The sequence below is a fragment of the Frankia sp. ACN1ag genome, assembly GCF_001414035.1.
Lineage (GTDB): Bacteria > Actinomycetota > Actinomycetes > Frankiales > Frankiaceae > Frankia > Frankia torreyi.
In genome coordinates, this window is the sequence record NZ_LJPA01000031.1 from 79,188 (window position 1) to 100,063 (window position 20,876).

The 20,876-nt window shown below is 72.0% G+C and carries 12 protein-coding genes and 7 pseudogenes; 2 read left to right on the forward strand and 17 right to left on the reverse strand.

What is annotated here, in order from left to right:
* The 4 genes and pseudogenes from UK82_RS39845 to UK82_RS23825 all read right to left on the reverse strand — a co-directional run.
* Positions 1-658, reverse strand: a pseudogene (locus UK82_RS39845) (cobalamin-dependent protein); the annotation flags it as partial.
* Complete coding sequence (locus tag UK82_RS23815; RefSeq protein WP_055409430.1) at positions 655-1,491, reverse strand: phytanoyl-CoA dioxygenase family protein; 837 nt, start codon at positions 1,489-1,491, stop codon at positions 655-657. The gene UK82_RS23815 and the pseudogene UK82_RS39845, both read right to left, overlap by 4 nt.
* Positions 1,488-2,645, reverse strand: a complete 1,158-nt coding sequence (locus tag UK82_RS23820) for an amidohydrolase family protein (RefSeq protein WP_044887219.1) — start codon at positions 2,643-2,645, stop codon at positions 1,488-1,490. Before UK82_RS23820 ends, UK82_RS23815 begins: the two co-directional genes overlap by 4 nt.
* Positions 2,642-3,964, reverse strand: a complete 1,323-nt coding sequence (locus UK82_RS23825; protein WP_055409450.1) for a radical SAM/SPASM domain-containing protein — start codon at positions 3,962-3,964, stop codon at positions 2,642-2,644. The genes UK82_RS23820 and UK82_RS23825 overlap by 4 nt, the downstream gene beginning before the upstream one ends.
* Positions 3,965-4,891: 927 nt before the next feature.
* On the opposite strand from UK82_RS23825, the gene thrS reads away from it, so the two are divergent.
* Positions 4,892-6,940, forward strand: a complete 2,049-nt coding sequence (gene thrS, locus UK82_RS23830; protein ID WP_055409432.1) for a threonine--tRNA ligase — start codon at positions 4,892-4,894, stop codon at positions 6,938-6,940.
* A 214-nt stretch (positions 6,941-7,154) separates the two neighbouring features.
* On the opposite strand, the gene UK82_RS43235 is transcribed toward thrS, so the two are convergent.
* From UK82_RS43235 to UK82_RS39860, 8 genes and pseudogenes are all read right to left on the reverse strand, one after another.
* The gene (locus tag UK82_RS43235; RefSeq protein ID WP_396230629.1) at positions 7,155-7,655 is read right to left on the reverse strand and encodes a hypothetical protein; all 501 of its coding nucleotides are present in this window, start codon (positions 7,653-7,655) and stop codon (positions 7,155-7,157) included.
* Positions 7,656-8,008: 353 nt separating this feature from the next.
* A pseudogene (locus tag UK82_RS39850) lies at positions 8,009-8,714 on the reverse strand (polynucleotide kinase-phosphatase); the annotation flags it as partial.
* 1 nt (position 8,715) lies between these two features.
* A pseudogene (locus UK82_RS23840) lies at positions 8,716-10,654 on the reverse strand (polynucleotide kinase-phosphatase); the annotation flags it as partial.
* On the reverse strand, positions 10,651-11,852 hold a 1,202-nt coding region (locus UK82_RS23845; RefSeq protein WP_236706359.1), incomplete at its 5' end, for a 3' terminal RNA ribose 2'-O-methyltransferase Hen1. The gene UK82_RS23845 and the pseudogene UK82_RS23840, both read right to left, overlap by 4 nt.
* Before the next feature lies 1 nt (position 11,853).
* Positions 11,854-12,069 (reverse strand): annotated as a pseudogene (locus UK82_RS39855) (3' terminal RNA ribose 2'-O-methyltransferase Hen1); the annotation flags it as partial.
* Positions 12,070-12,157: 88 nt separating this feature from the next.
* Complete coding sequence (locus UK82_RS23850) at positions 12,158-14,629, reverse strand: hypothetical protein (protein WP_055409440.1); 2,472 nt, start codon at positions 14,627-14,629, stop codon at positions 12,158-12,160.
* Positions 14,630-14,755: 126 nt separating this feature from the next.
* Positions 14,756-15,453: 5'/3'-nucleotidase SurE (gene surE, locus UK82_RS23855; protein ID WP_236706360.1), on the reverse strand; the 698-nt coding region annotated here is incomplete at its 5' end.
* Position 15,454: 1 nt separating this feature from the next.
* Positions 15,455-15,733 (reverse strand): annotated as a pseudogene (locus UK82_RS39860) (5'/3'-nucleotidase SurE); the annotation flags it as partial.
* Between the two features lie 132 nt (positions 15,734-15,865).
* On the opposite strand from UK82_RS39860, the gene UK82_RS23860 reads away from it, so the two are divergent.
* Positions 15,866-16,417 carry a hypothetical protein gene (locus UK82_RS23860; RefSeq protein ID WP_044885297.1) on the forward strand — a complete coding sequence of 184 codons (552 nt, stop codon included), beginning with the start codon at positions 15,866-15,868 and terminating at the stop codon, positions 16,415-16,417.
* Between the two features lie 153 nt (positions 16,418-16,570).
* Here UK82_RS23860 and UK82_RS31850 read toward each other — a convergent pair whose 3' ends face one another.
* From UK82_RS31850 to UK82_RS23875, 5 genes and pseudogenes are all read right to left on the reverse strand, one after another.
* On the reverse strand, positions 16,571-16,750 hold the full coding sequence (locus tag UK82_RS31850; protein ID WP_082121885.1) for a keywimysin-related RiPP: 180 nt from the start codon (positions 16,748-16,750) through the stop codon (positions 16,571-16,573).
* A 218-nt stretch (positions 16,751-16,968) separates the two neighbouring features.
* Complete coding sequence (locus tag UK82_RS23865) at positions 16,969-19,566, reverse strand: FtsX-like permease family protein (protein ID WP_055409452.1); 2,598 nt, start codon at positions 19,564-19,566, stop codon at positions 16,969-16,971.
* Positions 19,560-20,003, reverse strand: a 444-nt coding sequence (locus tag UK82_RS39865; RefSeq protein ID WP_236706361.1) for an ABC transporter ATP-binding protein, incomplete at its 5' end; no start/stop codon positions are given. The genes UK82_RS23865 and UK82_RS39865, both read right to left, overlap by 7 nt.
* A gap of 1 nt (position 20,004) precedes the next feature.
* Positions 20,005-20,303 (reverse strand): annotated as a pseudogene (locus UK82_RS41685) (ATP-binding cassette domain-containing protein); the annotation flags it as partial.
* 236 nt (positions 20,304-20,539) lie between these two features.
* Positions 20,540-20,876: pseudogene (locus UK82_RS23875) on the reverse strand (IS701 family transposase); the annotation flags it as partial.

The window sequence follows — 20,876 nt, forward strand, 5'->3', positions numbered from 1 at the left end:
AGCCCCGCGTGGTGACGATCGGCATGTACCGCACCTTGAGGTTGAGCAGCGAGGTGTAACCGGCGAAGGGGGTCGGGTCCAGCTGCGCGAGCGTCGGGGTCGCGAGCGCGTCGAGGTCCGGCACCACACCGCGCGGATTCGCCCGGACGGTCCCGTCCGGCTCGCGGTAGACGAGGCCACCGATGTCCGTGCGCGGCGCGCCACCGTCCCTACCGCGGATCAGGTCCCCGCCGCGGATCAGGTCGAGCAGGTCACCGAACCCGGCTTCGCCCTCCCCCACCAGGGCGTAGTCGATGTTGCCGTCGTCGAGCACGCCCCGGCCGATCGCCGTCGCGTGCGGGCCGCCGACAACCACGACACTGCCGAGCTCCGCCTTGGCCCAGCCGGCCACGAAGGCCAGCTCCGGCGCATAGTAGGTCAACGCGCTGAGCGCCACGACGTCGGGCGCGAACCGGCCGAGCGCCGAACGCCAGTCCTCGCCCCGGCTGAGCAGATGCAGCAGGTTCACCTGGAGCGTGCGGTCTTCCGGCCGCCACGCGACGTTGGCCTCCAGGTAGAGGGTGCCCAGCTCGATGCTGCACTTGTTCTCGTAGAACGTCAGCTCCCGGCCAAGGATCGCGTCCTGCTTGGCGTTGACGTTCACGAAGGCGACTCTCATGTCGGTCTCCCTGGCGCGGGTGGCGCGGGCGGCACGGGCGTGGCGGCCCACGGTCCGGCCGTCGCGTCCACCGTGTCGTTGCGGCCGGTGCGATCCACGCCGCGGACCCGGTAGAGCACCCGCCCGGAGATGTCCGGGACGCCGAGCTCGCGGTGCTGGCGGCGGGCCAGGTCGCGGTCGTAGTACGAGGTCGTAGGCATGTACCGGAAGGTGATCCCGGCGCGGCGCGCTCCGGACACGTTGGCGGACGATCCGTGCACGAGATGGACGTCGTGCAGCGAGAAGTGACCCGGTTCCAGCTCGGCGACGCGCACGGCGGCACGCTGCGGCTCGTCGAGCTCCAGCCGCTGGTTCAGGGTGGCGTCCCGCCCGTCGGAGCGCTGGTGCCCGAGCAGCGCCCGCGCCCGGTGCGAACCGGCGACGTAGCGCAGTCCGCCGTTGTGCGGGCCGGACCGGTCCAGCGCCAGCCACACCGTGCACGTGGCCAGCGGCCGGATGGGCCAGTAGTGACCGTCCTGGTGCCACGGCGTCGGCTTGCCGATCCGCGCCGGCTTGCCGAACATCCCGCAGGCCCAGAGCAGGACGTCGTCGCCGAGCACGGCCGACACCGCGTCCAGCAGCACCGGATGGCTGCCGTAACGCAGGCCGAACCCGCTCGCCATCAGATCAGGCACGAAGTCGGGGACGTCGCTCGGGTCATCGCACAGATAGTCGCCGAGGTCCGACCGCACCTGGTCGAGGACGTCGGCCGGCATCGGCTCGGGGGCGATGACGAGCCCCTCGGCACGGTAGCGCTCGACGTCGAGCCCGGCCGTGGCGATCCGGTCGCTCATGGGCGCGCCGCCTCGAGCGGGGCGGGCGGGGCAGGCGGGGCGGACGGGGCGGGCGCCGGCAGGCGCAGCCCGAACAGCCGGGACACCGTGTCGTGCGTGAGCATCGTCGTGGTGTCGGGCCCGACCGCCGCGCGCAGCTCGGCGACCTTGCCCACCGAGTGCGGCCAGGTGGAGTCCGCGTGCGGGTAGTCCGAGGCCCACATCAGCCGCTCCGCCGACCAGTTCGGCAGGATCCGGGGGACCTCGTCGGTCTCATGCTGGAACGTGACCCAGACGCCGTCGGTCACCTGGTCGAGGGCCGGCCGGGACAGGTCGACGCCGAAGGAGCGTCCGAACCGGTGGTCGGCGTGCTCCAGCCGCTGCAGGAAATGCGGGATCCACAGCAGGTCGAACTCGCAGAGGATCAGTCGCAGCCCCGGATACCGCTCCCAGACACCGCCGAAGACGAGCGCGGTGAGCGCGCGCTGGGCCTGGGCCGGGATCATGACGTAATCGAGCAGCGCGCCGTGGACGTCGATCGTGATGTCCCGCCGGACGGCGCCCCGGTGAATCACCACCGGGAGGTCGAGGCCGACGGCGGTCTCCCACACCGGGTCGAAGGAGGCGTCTGCGTAGGACCGATCCGGGTCCGCGCGTAACACGACGCCGCGCAGGCCCAGACCCGCCGCCCGGGTGACCTCCTCCGCCGCGAGCCCGGGGTCGGCGTCGTCCACCAGGGCGGTGCCGACGAGTCGGTTCGGGTCGACGGCGCAGTACTCGGCGACGAAGTCGTTGTAGGCGTGCAGGCAGGCGCGGCGGAACTCGGCGTCCTGGCAGCCGAAGAGCAGGTCCGCGAAGGTCGGGAACAGGACCTCTGCGGCGACGCCGTCGACGTCCTGCTCGGCGAGCCGCGCCCGCGGATCCCACACCGACGGTGGTGCGGCGGCGAAGCCCAGGGCCGCCCGGCGGGGGAGCTCCTCGGACGGCACGCCGGCGGCGCTGGCCGCGTACACGCTGCGCGGTTGGATGTCCTCGCAGACGAAGTACTCTCCCGGCCGCCCGTCGAGGTTCACCACCCGGGGCGCCCGCTCCTGGTACCGCCGCGGTAGCCGGGATGTCCACAGCTCGGGCGGCTCGCAGAGGTGCGAGTCGGCGGAGATCAGCGGCCGGCTCACGGCGCCACCTCGCCGGCCGTGCTCGTCTCGACCAGATCGGGCCTCCGCAGCCGTGCGATCTCCTCCGTGGTCAGCGAGCGGTCGAGGACGTCCTGCGCGAGCGTGCCGTCGTCGAGCACCCGTTGCACCCGCCAACAGGACGGATCGGACGCGGTCCAGCGTTCGTACTCGCCGCGCCCCGAGTTCGCCATCGCCTGATAGGCGGTGCCCCGGCAGCCGCCGTAACACTGCCGGGTGGCGAGCAGGTCGCAGTCCCGGCAGTCCCCCTGGATATGGTCGTCGAGGTTGCGGATGACGGCGAGCGCGGGACTGCCGAGCACCTCGGCCAGCGGCTGCCGGTTGAGGTCCCCGATCGTCGTCTCGATCCCCGGGCACGGCCTGACCGCACCGTCCGCATGCAGGTCGAGGCGGTACAGGTTCTCGTAGCAGGCGCCTGCCAGGCAGGGCGGCTTGGCCTGGTACGGCTCGTAGCCCATCGCCTCGTCCTGGCGGCGGACGGTCTCGAACAGCTCGGAGATCTCGGCCCGGCGGATCACCAGGTGGGGGTTGGTCCGGGCGAAGCCCTGCAGCTTGCTGAGCTCGATGTGCGAGTAGATGTTCCGCTCGCGCAACTGGGCCACCAGCTCCGGGAGGAACTCCAGGTTGTCGCGGGCGATGACCGACTCGACGCCGAGCCTGGTCCGGCCGGGCTCGTCCGTCGTCGTCAGGCCGGCGGCCACGAGACACTCGATCAGCGCGACCTGCTCGGCGTAGACGGTCTCGGCGTCCCGCGGCAGACCGGACAGGTACTTCTGCACCTCGGCGAGTCGCGCGCGGCGGGGATCGTCGGGCGCCACCACCGGCACGTTCAGCTTCGTCAGCAGGTTGACGCCGCTGGCGACGATCCAGTCGATCGACTCCGGCGTCAGCAGCCCCCCGTTGGTGACGAGCGTGACCGCGATGCCCCGCCGTTGCAGAAAGGAGATCGTGTCCTGCCAGGACGGCGCGGCAAGCGGTTCGAACGTGCCGTTCACCGTCACCGCCTGCAGGCCGAGCGCGATCGCCTGCTCGAGCCAGCCCTCCATCCGCCCTTCCCAGGTCGGGTCGCGGTGCAGGGGCACTGCCCCCGACTCGCTCGCCGTCATGACCGTGGGTTGACGGGGGCGTCCGTGCAGTTCCGGATCACCCGCATAACAATAGGGGCATTTCCAGTTGCAGGTCGGCGGGGTGTTCATCTTCAGGCCCACTCGTAGGACCTTTCCGTCCGCGAAGGCGGAGTACCGGCCGTCGAGCGTGGTGAATGGGCCGGCAAAGAGAGGAAACGGGCGGAGTTCAGCCATGAGCCCTCCAAGCATAGGCTGTGCAAAAGCAGCCGCCCAACGAGGGTAAATCACGGAGTCGCCCCGGACAAGGGCTTCTGACCTGAACGTGTAGTCTTCGCATCTGGCCGGATGTTCCGCCGGATCATCGCCGCCTCGGACGGCAACCCGGCGCATCTACGACGCCCGGCAAAGGTTTACGCAGCGCAGCGACACAGCCATGCCGGCAACTAAAGGAAAGCGTTGACCTGCGCCGCGACAAAGATTAGAGGTCGCCATCCGTAGCACTTCGTGACCGCGGACCAATGCGAACACATTCGCTGCCGAGGCGCCCGGCGCGTCGGCGGGTGGGCGACGGCAGGCGGATGCCATGGTCAGCGGCCGCCCGTCGCCCGACCCCGGCGCGGACTGGTATCGGCGCCTGGACGGGTACGGCCCGCCGAGCCCCCGCGCCGATCCAGGGGCCGTGCCGAGCCAGGGGCCGTGCCGAGCCAGGGGCCGTGCGACCTCGTCGGCGTTTCACGGCGGTGGGCCGCCAGCCTCGGAGGCCTGCCTGCACCAGGTCCCGGTGCGCCCCGCGCGGCGAAGGCGCCCCGGCGAGCCGCATTCCCGGGCCGGCGTCACGGCCGGGTGGACGATGCGTGCGGGATTGCGACGGCTTAGATCTTCAGTCCACGGCTGATTCCGCGATCAATATCCGGGTTCTCCCGAGAGGATTTCCGGCGACTCCGCCCCGAAGCGGGAATATCAGTTTTCGGAATCACGCTCTGCCACCCGGGAGCGCGCTACCGGGTTCGGACCGCAGGGCGGGCAATTCGGTGAAGAGCGCCCCGGATGAGGCCCCCCGAAGGAACGTCCGGCGCCCGGGCGGGTGCGTCGGCGCGTCTGGCGCGGGCGACTACGATCAATCGGAGGAAGGCAGAGCATTGAGGATCTTGAGAGGCGGCCATGTCGGCACGTATGCCCGCGGTGCCCGAGGAGCGAGTGTCCGCTCCAGCCGGTAGCAGCTTTGCGGAGGCGGTGAAGGCCGCCGGCCTGACGATGTCAGGCCCGAACGCGATCGTGGTCGTCCGCGACGCTGGCGGCACGCTGCGCGACCTCACCGCGGTGCCGGAGGTGGACACCGAGGTGACGGCGGTGCCGATGTCGAGCCCGGACGGTCTCGCGGTGCTGCGGCACTCGACGGCGCACGTGATGGCCCAGGCGGTGCAGGACCTCTTCGACGAGGCCCGGCTCGGCATCGGGCCGCCGATCGAGAACGGCTTCTACTACGACTTCGACGTGCCCAAGCCGTTCCAGGCCGAGGACCTCGAACGCATCCAGGCCCGGATGAAGGAGATCGTCAAGCAGGGCCAGCGGTTCCGCCGCCGCGTGCTGACCTCGCGGGAGGCGGCGCGCGACGAGCTGTCCGCCGAGCCCTTCAAGCTGGAGCTCGTCGACATCAAGGGGGAGGCGTCGGGCGCGGCGGCCACCGAGGTCGGCAGCGGCGAGCTGACGATGTACGACAACGTCGACCCGCGCAGCGGGGAGGTCGTCTGGACCGATCTGTGCCGCGGCCCGCACCTGCCATCCACCCATCTGATCCCCGCGTTCGCACTGCTGCGCAACTCGGCCGCCTACTGGCGCGGTGACGAGAAGAACCCCCAGCTCCAGCGGATCTACGGGACCGCGTGGCCGACCCGGCCGGCGCTCAAGGAGTACCTGGCCGCGCTGGCGGAGGCCGCCAAGCGGGACCACCGCAGGATCGGCGAGGATCTCGACCTGTTCGCGTTCAGCCCGGAGATCGGCAAGGGGCTGCCCCTGTGGCTGCCCAATGGGACGATCATCCGCGACGAGCTGGAGGGCTGGGCCCGCCAGACCGAGCGGCGCCTCGGCTACCGCCGGGTCGTCACGCCGCACATCACCCAGGAGGACCTCTACTTCCTGTCCGGGCATCTGCCGTACTACAGCGAGGACCTCTACGCCCCGATCCAGATCGAGGGCGAGAACTACTACCTCAAGCCGATGAACTGCCCGCACCACCACATGGTGTACAAGGCCCGACCGAAGAGCTACCGCGAGCTCCCCTACAAGATCGCCGAGTACGGGACGGTGTACCGGTTCGAGCGCAGCGGCCAGTTGCACGGCCTGATGCGGGCCCGCGGCTTCACCCAGAACGACGCCCACATCTACTGCACCCGCGACCAGGCCAAGGAGCAGTTCCTCGAGGTCATGCGGATGCATGACGAGTACTACCGGGCGCTCGGGATCACCGACTTCTACATGGTCCTCGCGCTGCGGGACCCGGCGAACACGACGAAGTACCACGACGACGCGCAGATGTGGGAGGACGCCGAGCGGATCACCCGTGAGGCGATGGACGAGTCCGGCATCCCGTACGTCGAGGAACTCGGCGGCGCGGCGCACTACGGCCCGAAGGTCGACTTCATCATCCGCTCGGTGACCGGCAAGGAGTTCGCCGCCTCGACGAACCAGGTCGACCTCTACACGCCGCAGCGCTTCGACCTGAAGTACCACGACGCCGACGGGACCGACAAGCAGGTCGTCGTCATCCACCGGGCGCCGCTGGGCTCGCACGAGCGATTCGTCGCGTTCCTCACCGAACACTTCGGCGGCGCCTTCCCGGTCTGGCTGGCCCCGGAGCAGGTCCGAGTGATCCCGATCATGCCGGAGCTCGACGAGTATGCCGAGACGGTGAGTCAGGCGCTGCTCGACGCGGACGTGCGCGTCGACGTCGATGCCAGCGACGGCCGGCTCCCGGCCCGGGTGCGCACCGCGGTCACCCGCAAGATCCCGCTGATCGTCGTCGTCGGTCGGCGCGAGGTCGAGGAGGGCAGCGTCTCGGTGCGGGACCGGTCCGGCCAGGAGACGTCCATGCCGCTGGCCGACTTCGTCCGCCGGGTCCGCGACCTGATCGACACCAGAAGCCTCGACGGCGCCGGCCATCTCCGCGCAGGATCAGACGCGACACCCACCGAGGTCGACGCGACCGACTGACCCAGTCGACGCGACCGATCACCGCCACCTGGCTCCGGCTGGTTCCCGGTCCCCCCGCGAACATTCGCCTTCTGGCTGGGGGCCCGGGTCGGTGCCGGTTCCGCGGAACATCAAGATCGTCTTTTGGGTTGCCCGGGTGGCTTCCACGCGCGGTTTCCGGGTCTGCTGCCGGCCGGTTCAGGTTCCGCCGCATTCCATGAGTGGAGGAGGTGATCTACCGGTGGGCGGGGCGGATCGCGGCGGCGACGTGTGCCTGGCTGCTGGCGGTGGCGGCGTTCGATCGGCGGGAGGGCTGGTCGGGGATGGGGATGGCCTCGTGCGCGCACTGGCTGTCGTGGCGGTGCGGGATCGGCCTGCGGACCGCGCGGGAGCATGTGGCGACCGGGCATGCGTTGGAGCGTCTGCCCGCGATCCGCGCCGCGTTCGCCGCGGGCACCCTGTCGTATGCGAAGGTCCGGGCGGTGACGCGTATCGCGGAGGAGGAATCCGAGCGGGTGTGGTTGACCCATGCCCGGTACTGCACCGCCGGGCAGATCGAGCGGCTGGTCCGGTGTGCCCGGCAGGCCCGCGGGCAGGAGCGGACCCGCCGGTCGGCGCCGCGGCTGGCGTGGCAGTACGACGACGACGGGACGCTGCGCGTGAGCGCGGTTCTTTCTCCGGACGACGGTGCTCGGCTGATCGCGGCGTTGGACGCGGCCCGGGCGAGCCTGGACACCACCAGCCCCCTCGACACCACCGGTGCTGCCCAGGCCGGTGATGCCGGCGCCGAGGCCGGTGAGGTGCCCGGGGACGGGGAGAGCGTGGTCCGGGCGCGGGATCGTCAGCGGGACGCCGAGGCGCTGGTCGCGTTGGCCGACGGGTTCCTCGACCGGCAGGCCCCCGGGCTGATGGCCCCCGAACACACCCTGACCGTCCCACCTGACCACGACCCTGCCCGGACACCCCCACCGCCATCCACACCCCCGGCAGCGGCCGACTCAGCCTCATCGACTCGATCCACGCCCTCCTCAATCCCGAGCCCCACCGCGGCAGCCGACCCGAAGACCAATGCTGATCAGCAGGCTGGGCTCACAGCCGCGGGTCGACCGGCTCGGATTCCAGGGCGAGCACGGCGAAGACGCATTCGTGCACCCGCCAGAGCGGTTCGCCGAGCGCGAGACGGTCGAGCGCCTCCAGCCCGAGGGCGTATTCACGCTGCGCCAGCGAGCGCTTGTGCCCAAGGCCGCGTTCCCGCAGGCGTTCCAGGTTGGCGGGCTCGGTGTAGTCCGGGCCGTAGATGATCCGCAGGTACTCCCGGCCGCGCACCTTCAGCCCCGGCTGGACGATGCCGCGGCGGCCGACGGTCAGGTTGGCCGCGGGCTTGACGACCATCCCCTCCCCGCCCGCCGCGGTCAGCTCGGTCCACCACGCGGTCGCCGCCGCGACCGACTCCGGCTCGGTGGTGTCGACGAAGATCCGCCGGGTCGGCGCGACCAGGTCGGGATCGGCGGCCACCAGCCGGTCGGCGAGGTCGAGGTGCCAGGCGTGCGGCCGCCCGTGGTGGGCCGCGCCCTCGCTCGCCAGCACCTGGAAGGGGGCGATCCGAACCCCGCGCAGGCCGTCGGTGGGCCACTGGTAGCGCCGGTAGGCGGCGCCGAAGGCGGCCGCGTTCGCCGCCCGGGATCGGGTTCGGATCAGCAGGTCGCCCACCTCCCGACCGCCCCGAGCCGCCTGCTCGAGCAGGTCCACCGCGACCGGCAGGGACGCCCGCGCCGCCGCGCCGACCGCGGCGTACNGCTCGCGCAGGAGCTGCCCGGCCTTGGCGCTCCAGGGCAGCAGTTCGGCGTCGAGCAGCAGCCAGGAGGTGTCGAGCTCGTCGAACAGCCCGGCCGCCTCGGCGGCGGCGCGCAGCCGGTCGACGAGCTCCGCGGTGAGCTCGCCGGGGAAGAACGGCCGCCCGGTGCGGGTCCACACCGCGCCGGCCCGGTCGTCGGGCGCGCCGAAGCGGCCCCGCGCCGCGTCGAGCGACCGGCACACCAGCGCGACCGCCCGCGAGCCCATGTGCTTCTCCTCGCAGACCACCGCGGCGACGCCGGCGTCGCGGTAGGCCTCGAAGGCCTGGTCGGGGTGTTCGAGCAGGTCCGCGACGGTGGAGGTGGCCACCGGGCTCATCGTCGGCGGCAGGTGGAGCAGCCACCGCGGGTCGATCGCGAACCGGCTCATCACCTCCAGGGCGGCGGCCGCGTTCCCCTCCCGCACGCTGATCCGCTTCTGGTGGCGCGTCTCGACGACCCGGGTGCCCAGCACGTCGGTGAGGTCCAGGACCTCGGGATCCCGGCGGCCCACCGCGACGGATCCCGCCGCGGGCCACTCGGCGGCGTCCGCGGCCTCGGGGTTGGCCGGGAACGGCCGCGCCGGTGCCCAGTAGACCTCGGCCGCCGGCACCGCGACGAGCTCACGTTCCGGATAGCGCAGGGCCGACAGGCTCCCGCCGAAGACGCACCCGGTGTCGACGCAGAGGGTGTTGTTCACCCACTCCGGGGTCGGCACGGGCGTGTGGCCGTAGAGCACCGTCGCCTTTCCCCGATACTCCTGCGCCCACGGGTGGCGCACCGGCAGGCCGTACTCGTCGCTCTCCCCGGTCGTCTCCCCGTACAGGCAGAGCTCGCGGACCCGCCCGGAGGCGCGGCCGTGGTAGCGCTCGGGCAGGCCGGCGTGCGCGACGACCAGCCCGCCGCCGTCGAGCACGTAGTGGGAGATCAGCCCGTCGAGGAAGCGTTCGACCTGCGCCCGGAACGGCGCCGGCTCCGTCGCGAGCTGCGCGAGCGACTCGGCCAGGCCGTGGCCGATGCGCACGTCCCGACCGCGCAGCGCTCGCAGCAGCTTGTTCTCGTGGTTGCCCGGCACGCAGAACGCCGCGCCGGCGGCGACCATCCCCATCACCAGCCGCAGCACCCCCGGGGTGTCCGGGCCGCGGTCGACGAGATCACCCACGAAGATCACTCGACGGCCGTCGCGGTGCGCGGCGCCGACCGCTCGGCCCGCCTCGTCCCGACCCAGCGTGTAGCCGAGTCGGTCCAGCAGCGCCTCCAGCTCCGCGCGGCAGCCGTGGATGTCACCGATGACGTCGAACGGGCCGGTCTCGTGCCGCAGGTCGTTGAACAGCGGTGTCCGGGTGATGCCGACGTCCGCGATCTCGCCTTCGCCGCGCAGCAGGTGGACGGTGCGGAACCCCTCGCGCGACAGCCCCCGCAGCCCGCGCCGGAGCTGGTCGCGCTGGCGGCGCAGGACGTGCGGCCCGAAGTCGCGATCCGCGCGGCTGGCGTTGCGTGCCGCGCACACCCCCTCGGGCACGTCGAGGACGATCGCGACCGGCAGCACGTCGTGCTCGCGGGCAAGGGTGACCAGCGGGCGGCGCGCGTCCGGCTGGACGTTGGTGGCGTCGATCACCGTCAGCCGACCGGCCGCCAGGCGCTTGCCGGCGATGTAGCGCAGCAGCTCGAACGCCTCCGGCGTCGCGGACTGGTCGTTCTCATCATCGGCGACCAGTCCGCGGCAGAAGTCGGACGAGATCACCTCGGTGGCCCGGAAGTGCGTCCGCGCGAACGTGGACTTCCCTGAGCCGCTCGCCCCGACCAGCACGACCAGGCTGAGCGCGGGAACGGCGAGCTGACGCGGCGACGGCAACGGCAACGGCAACGGCGACGGCGACGGCTCGGTGCGGTCGGGCGTCATGCGGCCACCGCCCGGCTGAAGACGGCCAACTGCGTCGGCGGCCCGACCTCCGGGTCGTCCGGTCCGACCGGCAGGTGACGGACGGTGTAGCCGTGCTCGGCGGCCACCCGCCCGGCCCAGGCGCGCAACTGCGCCCGGGACCACTCGAAGCGGTGGTCCCGGTGGCGCATCGCCCCCGCGGGCAGCGTGGCGAAGCGGACGTTGTGCTCCACGTTCGGGGTGGTGACGAGCACCAGGGCAGGAGCGGCGTACCCGAAGACGGTCGCCTCCAGGGCGCCGAGCCGCGACGGGTCGACGTGCTCCACGACCTCCATCAGCACCGCCGCGTCCAGTCCGGTCAACCGCTCGTCCCGGTAGGTCAGCGAGGACTGGATCAGGGTGAGGCGGGCCCGCTGGGAGTCGCTCATCCGTTCCACCCCCAGCCGACTCCCCGCGATGCGCAGCGCCCGCGCGGACACGTCCGCGGCGACGACGTGCTCGATGGTCCCCTCCCCGAGCAGGTCCCGGGCCAGCAGACCCTCGCCGCAGCCGAGGTCGCCGACCCGGCGGGCGGCATGCGACCGCAGCACGGCCAGCACCGCGCCGCGGCGCTGCTCGGCCAGGGAGAGCGGACGGTCCGGCGGGTCCAGGTCGACGGCGCCGGCGAGGGCGTCGTCGAGCTGCTCGGGCTCGGTGTCGTCCACCTCGGCGAGGCGGGCCAGTGCCGAACGGGTCAGCTCGCGGCGATGGGACAGATAACGGCGGGCAATGAGCTCGGACTCCGGATGGCTCGGCAGCCAGTCGGCACCGGCCCGTAGCAGCTTGTCGACCTCGTCACCGCCGACCCGGTAGTGCTTCGCGTCGTCCAGGACCGGCAACAGGACGTACAGGTGGTTGAGCGCCTCGGCGAGCCGGACCGTCCCGCGCAGCCGGACGTCGAGGTAGGGCGACTCGCCCCACTCGGGAACGTCGGGATCGAGCGGGCCGGTCGCCACCGCCACCTGCCAGCCGAGCGGCTCGAACAGGCGACGCGGCAGGTCCGAGCCCGCTCGGGAGGCGACCGCCGGCACGTGGATCTCCAGCGGGATGGCCGTGGCGGCGAGCTCCGGTCGCGCGTCGCACCGGCCGGTCATGGCCGTGCGGAAGACGTCCTTGAGCGCCATTGCGAGCATGCTCGACGCGGCGTACGGCCGGTCGTTGACGTACTGGGTGAGCGCGANCCCCTCCCCCGCCGGCCCGGCGCGTCCGCGCACGAGTCTGACCGGATCCACCTCGAGCAGGAGGGCGACGGTACACCTGTCGCCGGTCGTCTCCGGGTAGAACACATGCGCCGTGCCCATCGGCTCGGTGAACGAGTGCACCCGGTCCGGATGCTTGTGCAGCAGAAACCCGAGGTCGCGGGCCGGCGGGTGCGTCGTGGCGATGGTCAGCAGCACGACTGAACAGTCTTGCTCAGACAATCCCCCCGCGTCGCATCAGTTTTCGGCCTGCCTTGAGGGCAAGGAAGCTCCCGAACGGTCCGGATCATGCCCGGCCGGCGAGCACCGCGGCTGCCGCCGACGGCGTGCGCAGGGCGACGGGGGTGACGGCCTCGTCGAGGAGCCACATCGGCCGGTCGCCTTCGGCCAGCTCGCTGCCGAACCAGGACGGCGGACTGGCCTCCCGATCCAGGAACGCCTCCGCCTCGCGGGGTAGCCGGACGTATTCGAGGGTGCCGTCCTCACCGCGGCGGTGGTCGGTGACCGACGTGACGAGCACGCGCGCGGCGTTGGCAGCGGCGAGGAAACCCAGCAGGGCGATCCAGACCGCGTCCGGGTCCGGCAGGGCGAGGACGACGGGCTCCACCGCCGACAGATACAGGTTGCCCTCCCTGGCTACGAGCTGCCAGAGCAGGAACGTCACGAGCCCCATCGTCCGCGTCAGCACCTCGTCCCGGGTGGCCGGATCGGCGGGATCGGCGCCGGTCACGTCGAACTCGACTCGTTCCCGCCCGCGGGGCACCCAGGTGATCTCGTTGGTGGTGATGACGGCTCCCCCGGTGGGGGTGAGGTCGTCGCGGGTGATGCCCAGCAGCTCGAGGGGGACGTGGTGGACCCGTCCCGTGCGGTGCGGGGCGAGGTGGCGCAGCCCCTGGTGGGAGGCTCCGACGTAGGGCCGCGCCATCATCCCGAGTCCGCCGACAATCTCCCGCTGCAGAGGGAAGTAGTTGAGCCTGGCACATTCCATCCACAGGCGCAGCGCCGGATGGCGGGCGGATCCGACGATCAGGTCGTTGCTGATGCCGATGTCGATCGACAGGATGTTCAGGGTGAAGCCACAGGTGGAGGCGGCGACGGCCGCGAGCAGCTCGGGGACCGAGCCGGGGTGCCCGCCTTCCGGTGATCCGGCGTCGAACCGGATGTCGCCGTCGATGTAGAGACCCCCGAAGGTGTGGACGAGTTCCACCCGCAGATGATCGGTCGCGCTCGTGTAGCCGCGGGGACGCTGCTTCGCCATTTCCAGGACGTACTGCGGACGCAGGTACAGCGGATGGTCGGCGTGGAAGACCTCGTCGACGTTGACCAGCGCCACGTCGTTGTCACGGGCCCAGGTCGCCAGGGTGCGGACGTACCGGAGCGGGTCGTCCGCGCCGACCGGGGGGGCGGGCTCGGCCAGGACGGCCGCACACTGCGCACGCGGGATATCCGTCCACAGCACCACGGTGACCTGGCCCGCGTACCGGCGGGCCGCCGCGCCGTAGTTGTCGCGGAAGGCCGTCCGCGCGGGCATCGGCTGGCCCAACCAGATTCCGTGCACCACATGCGGTATTCCGACCACCTCCGGCAGCAGCGGCACCCCGGTGTCGGCCGCCTGCCCCCAGCGCCGCTCGTCCGCCGAGCGCCGCGCCCAGCTGACAGCGCCGCGGTCGGCCTCGAGGGATTCCTCCGACAACTCCTCGGCGCTCGGAACGGGGCGGGTCATGCTGATGCGGCGCAGGAACGGCGCGACATGCTCGGGCCGCAGGTTCCCGATGTCGACGCCGGCGAGGAAGGCCGGCTCCGGGGGTGGTCTGCGCAGGTCGAACAGGTCCGCGCCCAGCCTTGCGGCCAGCACCCGTTCCGCGTCGGGGGTGTGCAGCGGCGCGCAGATCAGACGGCGCAGCCAGGACAGCGTCTCGCCGCGGGGAGCCTCGAGCGGCCAGGCCGGCGGGCGGCGGTTCGCCGCCCGGCCCATCCGACCGGCCAGGTCGACGCCGCCACGCACGCTCGCCTGCCGGCGGCGCTCTGCCTGCTGGTCGGTCAGCCGGGCCTTCGCGGTACGCACCATCGCGGCGATCCGCGCGTGGCCGCTGGCCTCGCCGATGCGAGCGAGCCGCGCCGCGAGCACCGGCCAGTGGACGAGCTCCGACTCCGACAGCAGGCGTGCGGCGAGGCGGGACGGGTCCGTCTCGGGACCGCCCGGTCCCGACGGCGTCAGCACGCTGTCGAGTCGCCGGCGAATGGCCGTGAATTCCCGCTCCACGGACGGTCCGGCAGCCAGCGCGGCCGACCAGCGCCTCGCCGCCACCCGGGCGGCCCGGTCGGTGAGCGAGTCGGCCAGCCGCGACATCCGACCGACGGCCGCGGCCGCGGCGACGACCTGTTCCACGGTCAGGTCCCCGACGAGCCGGCCTGGCGCGTCGCGCGCCGTCGGGTCGAACCCGAGCGTGTGACAGGCCGCACGCACCCGGTCCGCGGCGGACTGCTCGGCGGCGGACGCTGCGCCGGTGGCGAGGGTGCGGCGCACCACCTCCGACTCTGCGAGCAGTCGCGCCGCGCGCGGCGTGTCCAGCGCCAGCGTGAGGGCGGCTCGACCCGTCAGCCGCCGGTCGAGGTCCGCCGCCGCCTGGTAGCCCGCCTCCTTCAGGTCAGCAAGGCCTCGGGCGTAGGCCACCGCCTCCGCGACCAGTGCGGTAGCCCGGGCCGCGCCCTCGGCCGAAGGCCCCTCGAGACCCATCCGGGTCAGAGTGGTCACCATGTGACAAGGAGCGCTCGGATCATCGCGCATCTCCCCTCTGCCCAGGACCGGCCCCGAATGTCGTCGCACATCTGGCACGTTCGCCGGGCACGAGGGAGTTCACGAAGCCCGAGAGAATGTCGACCGTCAGAGCATGCGGTGGAGCCAGCTCTCGGTGGAGCCGTCCACGTCCCGGTCCGCCTCCAGTGGGGTGAGGCTGACGTATCCGTCCTGGACGGCACGGGTGTCGGTACCCGCGGGAGCCGCCTGGTCGTTCGGGGTGAGCCCGATCGTGTAGGTACCCGGCTGTCCCGCCTGCCCGCTGGTCGGCGTGTAGCCAAGGTCGAGGGCCACGCCGGTATCCAGCGTGGTGGGCCGGACCCCTCTGGGGGGCAGCACCGAACCGGGTTTGCCGGTGGCGGGGTCGACGGGGCCGGCCAGGAGCGGGTAGTTGACGTTGAGACCGACTCCCGGGGGCATCAGCGCGCCGTGCTGCGACCGGCCTTCCAGCCGCGCGACGAGATCCGCCACGTAGGCGGCCGAGCTCTTCGCGGCGACGACCGTTCCCTCCCGCCAGGTGCTCGAGGTCTGCAGGCTGACCGCGATCGCGGGCACTCCGAACTCGAGCGCGGTCGCGGCCGCGTTGACGGTGCCCGAGTGGTTGACCGCCTGACCGAGGTTGTTGCCGGGGTTGATCCCGGAGACGACCAGGTCGGGCTTGGCGTTCGTGAAGACCTGGTCGAAGGCGAAGAACACGCTGTCCGAGGGTGATCCCGGGGTGACCGTCCACACCGATGGCTCGGGCTTGGCGACCGTAAGCTGCAGCGGGGGTGCGGAGATACGACNGCCCTGGCCGCTCTGGTCGGTGCCGGGTGCCACGACGACGACGTCATGACCGGCGGCCCTGAGGGCGTCGCGCAGAGCGACGATCAGTGGGGTGTCGGAGCCTCCGGTGCCCCGCCATCCATCGTCGTTGGTGAGCAGAATGTGCAACGGACGCACGGGGGTGACTCCGTGCACGGGGGCGGTCGCACCGGGACCCGCCGCCGACGCGCTCGGCGCTATGCCGACCAGGGAACAGAGGAGGGCCGCGCCGAGGACGGCCGAGATTCTGCGCTTCTTCATGCCGTGAACCTAGAGCCGGCGGGACGGCGCGTTTTCCGACTTGGAAGAACTTTCCGCAAAGAACAGCGTAACTTTTGGTTTGGAAGTACCCTGGCAGCCGCCGTTTTCTCGCCTGAGCACGATGGAGCTTGCATGCCCCGGCAGACCGGTCGTCACTGTGCACTCGTTCTTCTTGTCCTGGCCTGCATCGTCGGCTGCTCGGGTTCCGGACCCTCGGCTTCCCCCTCGCCGGCGGGTGGCAGCACCACCGCACCTGCCGGGCCGAGTCGTGTCAAGAGCTACCACAACATCGCCGAGCTGAAAGCCGACTCCGACGCGATCGTCCGAGTTCAGGCGACCGACAGGACCCAGACCACGGTCATCTCCGGCATACCATTCACGATCACCGACGTACATGTCACGGAAGTTATCCGCGGCACGTTGCCCAGCACCATCCGAATACGGCAGACCGATACCGGCGGCGTCGGCGGGGACGACATCCTGAAGCCGGGATCCTCCTATCTCCTGTTCCTGGAAAGGTTCGCACGCGACGGCGAGGACGTCACCAACCAGTACGCAGTCGTCGGCGTGGCGGCCGGGCTCTATCTCGAGGACTCGGGCCAGGCCAGCCATCAGGACACGGAATCACCGCAGCTACCCCAGGTACTCCCCGTCAGGGATCTCAAAGCACAGATCAACGGTTGACGGCGGGCCCGGTATCGCTTCCACGTCGACCAGGGCGCCGCCGGACCCAGCGACCGGAAACGGCGAGTGGCGACGGCCGCTCGCCGGCTCGTCGCCACTCGGTTCCTGCTGGTTGATGATGTCGGACTGGTGAGCTGGTGGGCTGGTGGGCTATCAGCCCCAACCACCCCAACCACCCCAACCGCCGTGGCCCCGGTGGCCCCAGCGGCCCCAGTGATGCCGGTGGCCGCCCCAACCACCCCAGCCCCAGCCTCCGAAGAAGCCGATGAAGCCGGTGGCCTTCCGGAACGATCCCTGATCCTGGAGGGCCGGCGCCTCATATGTCGCCTTCATACCTTTCCCATCCGAGTGTCGAGCCAGTCACCCTTGGGGTGCTCGGCCAGCTCTGGTGGCTGCCGTCGCTGTCCGGCCTCCGGCGTCGGCTCCCCACTCATTGACCGTGCAACTTGTGAACCTGCAACTACAAGCCTGCATCTCCGGGGTCCAGCTACGGTTCACTCACGGTTCAGTACCGGCCGGAGGCTGCGGGCGTCATCGGGCGTCATCGGGCGTCATTCGCGGACCCCGGCCAACTCCGCGGGCGGGCGGCGCAGCAGCAGCGCGGCGGGAACCAGGCTGGCCAGCACGGCGGTCGCCAGGCAGGCAAGGATGATGGCGCCCAGCGGCAGCCACGGCACGGCGACCGGCACGGAGGGCGCCAGGTCGGCGAGACCGTGGCGGGCTCCCGCAGCGGTGACGGCGGTGACGACAGCGGCGAGCAGAACGCCGACACAGGTGACCAGGACCGCCTCGATGCCGACCAGGCCGAGTACCTGGCGGCGGGTGGCACCGGCCAGGCGTACGGTCGCGAACTCCCGCGCCCGGTCTCTGGTCGCCATGACCAGTGTGTTGGCGATCGCGATGCCGGTGTAGACCAGCGCCATGCCGAGCATCGCGATCGCCCCCTGCCGGTTGGTACGGGCCTCCTGCTCGCCGGCGGCCGACAGGTAGTCGTCGGTTTCGACCACCGTGGCGCCGCCAGCCGAGGCGATCGCCGCCGCCCCGGCGCGGGCGGCCCCTACGGTGGCGCCCCCCGCGGTGACAACGCTGTCGGCCGCGAACCGCAGGTAGACGGTGTCGGCGACCTGGCTTGCGTGACCGCGCCGCAGGTCCCACGGGAGCAGGACGGTCTCGTCGAGATCGAGCTGGCGGTCGAACACCGCGACCACGCGCAGCCGCACCGGGGTCGCATCGCCCAGCCAGATCTCGGCGGTGTCACCCAGCTTCCAGCGTCCGGCCGGAACGGCGATCGTCGCCGTGCCGGTGAGATCGGCCAGGTTCCCGTCGACGACGGGAAGGTCGAGCACGGTGGCGAGATCCGCCCCGGTTGCGTAGCGACCGGTCCACTCCTCGGGTTCGCCTCCTGCGCTGACGTAGACGGGGTCCTCGGTGACCGGGATGGCGGCCGCGACGCCGGGGACGGCCCGAAGGCGGGCAACCGTCGGGTCGGCGAGCCCGGCGCCGCCGCCGGGAACGGCCACGGCGTCGGCCGTGATCCGATCATGGGCGGCGCTCTGCGTGGCGGCCTGGAGGGTGCCGAAACCGGTGAGCGTCGCGCTGGCGATGCCCACGGTCACGAGGACGGGCGCCGCCGTGGCCGCGGTTCGCCGGACGGCGGTGACGGCGCTGTGGCGGGCGAGCAGGACCACCCCACCCGACGACGCGGCCAGCGGCGCGGTGAGCAGCCGCACCACCGGCGGGACGACCAGCGGAGCGAACATGGCGCAGGCCACGACCAGCAGCATCGCGGACAGCAGGACCAGGGCGATCGCGTCTGACGAATGGACGGCTGACATCGCCACGAGCATCGGCACGCAGCCGCCGAGGGCGGCGAGACCGACGACGACGCGCGCAAGGGTCATCGGCCGGGGGTCCACGGCCGCTTCCCGCAGCGCGGCGATCGGTGCCACCCGCCCGGCGCGGCGCGCCGCCAGCCAGGCGCCGAGCAACGCGACGACCAGCCCGACCCCGAATGCCGCAGCGACCGGCCAGAAGACGAACCGGGCGGTGAAGTCGCTCGGGGTGAACCCCGTCCCGGCCAGCCATCGCGCGAACCGGGGGGCGAGCATCGCGCCGAGTGCGCCGCCGACGGCCGCGGCGAGCACCCCGACGACAAGCGCCTCACCGAGCACCAGCCGGAAGACCTGGCGCGGCGTCGTGCCGGCGGCGCGCAGCAACCCGAACTCCCGACGCCGAGCGTCCACCGCGTAGGTGAACGTCCCGGACACCACGAAGATCGAGACGAAGGCCGCCAGGCCGGTGGTCGCGGACAGCAGGGCGATCGCGGTCTCCCGCCGGTCGGCGTCCGGGTCAGGCTCGGCGCGGGCTCGGCTGTTGCCGCGCAGCACCTGTACCGCGTCGCCGTCGCCGACGCCGACGGCTGCGCGAGCCTGGTCGGCCAGCGTCGGCACCGACTCGCCCGGGCCCGCGGTCAGCGCGACCGCCTCGATCCGTCCGCCGGCAAGGTCCGTGACGACCCGGTCGACCATGTACAGCGCGGCCGGTGCGGAGGTTCGCAACACCCCGCTGACGGTGAACGTCTCGGCGCCCCGAGCCGTCAGAACGGTGACCTGATCACCGGGACGGTGCGCGGTAGGCCCGCTGAGCACGACCTCCCCCTCGGTGCGCGGCGCCGCGCCCGCGACCCAGGTGTAGTTGTGCAGCCCGGCGGCGGACCAGGGGTGGACGGTGTCGCCCGGGGCACCGGCCACCACCGCGTACGCCGCGGCATCCGCAACCATGCGGACCGGGCTCGCCGCCGTCGCCGTCGCCGTAGTCGCCGCCGTTGCCGTAGTCGCCGCCGTTGCCGAGGAGAACATCGCGGACAGCCGGTCGACGAGATCGGCGGGCAACCCGCGCGAGCGCTGCGTTCGCACCGTCTCGGTCTCCCGGTCGTCGCCGGAGCCGGTGGTGACACTCACCGTCGTGGCGCCCGCCACGACCACATCCGGGGTGACGTACCACCTCGGGCCGGTGCCGGGCCCGCCGAGCGTGCTGACGAGGGTCAGCGCCATCGCGGCGAGCAGGGCGACACCAAGCCCCAGCGCGACGAACGTACCAACCAGGCTGCTGAATCGGGCGCGAACCGTGTGCCACGCGAGGCTCAGCATGGCGCGCACGCGGTGGCCTCGAGCCCGTTCACCCGGGCGGAGACCGTCTGCGGGGTGGGATCGTTCAGCTCGCCGGCGACCCGGCCGTCGGCGAGGAAGACCACCCGGTCAGCCCAGGAGGCGGCGATCGGGTCGTGGGTCACCATGATGATCGTCTGGCCGTCCCGGTCGACCATCCCGCGCAGCAACGCCAGGACCTCCCGGCCGGTCGCCGAGTCCAGCGCGCCGGTCGGTTCGTCGGCGAACAGCACCGAGGGCCGGGTGACCAGGGCACGCGCCAAGGCCACCCGCTGCTGCTGGCCGCCGGACAGCTCGGCCGGGCGGTGATGTGCGTGACCGCCCAGGCCGACGGCGGCCAGCACGTCGCGGACCTCACTGCGGCGCGGCCGACGGCCGGCCAGCCGCAGCGGCAAACCGACGTTGAGCTCGGCGCTCAGNGACGGCACGAGGTTGAACGCCTGGAACACGAAGCCGATCCGGTCGCGACGCAGCAGGGTCAACGCGGTCTCGTCCAGGCCGCCGATCGGCTCGCCGTCGATGAGGACCTCGCCCGTGGTCGGCCGGTCCAGCCCGGCGGCGCACTGCAGCAGGGTGGACTTGCCCGAGCCGGAGGGCCCCATCACCGCGGTGAAGGTCCCGCGGCCGAAGTCGAGGGTCACCCCGTCGAGTCCCGCCACCGTCGCCGACCTGCGGCCGTACACCTTCCGGACGTCGCGGAGCGCGACTGCCTGCGTCATGGGACCAGCGAACCAGCCCGGCGAACTCGTGGCATTGGTGCCGACAGGCATCCCGAGGGTATGGCTGGCCCCAGGGAGTCCTTGGGGTAAACCGCCGCAGGCCCGGCCGCCGGCCACCGGAACAACACGGTCAGGGCGGCGCCACGGCATTCCTCGACAAACCGTTCACCGCCGCCACCGGCACAGCTTGGAGGGCCTGGACCACAGCCGCCCTAGTACTACAGCACCAGTGATCTTTATGTGGCTGCTGCCTGCCGGGCGATGCTTTGGGCAGCGTAGATCCGGGTCTGGTAGTGGTAGTAGCGGGCGCGGGCCTGGTGGCCGCGGCGCCAGTCCGACCACCAGGTGATCATGGCGGGTGGGAGAACGGCTTCGGTGAACAGGGCGAAGACATGGCGGATCTCGTTGAGGGTGAACGGTGTCATCATGCGCCTGTCCGGTTCCGGCTGTTCGGCGACCGGCAGGCCACCGGGGAGACGCTTGTATCCCACGGCGGTCATCGTCGGCGGGACGGCCGGCGGGTTCTGGTCGCGGTGTTTCCTCGCGGTGACGGCGAGCCAGGCGTGGGTGAGC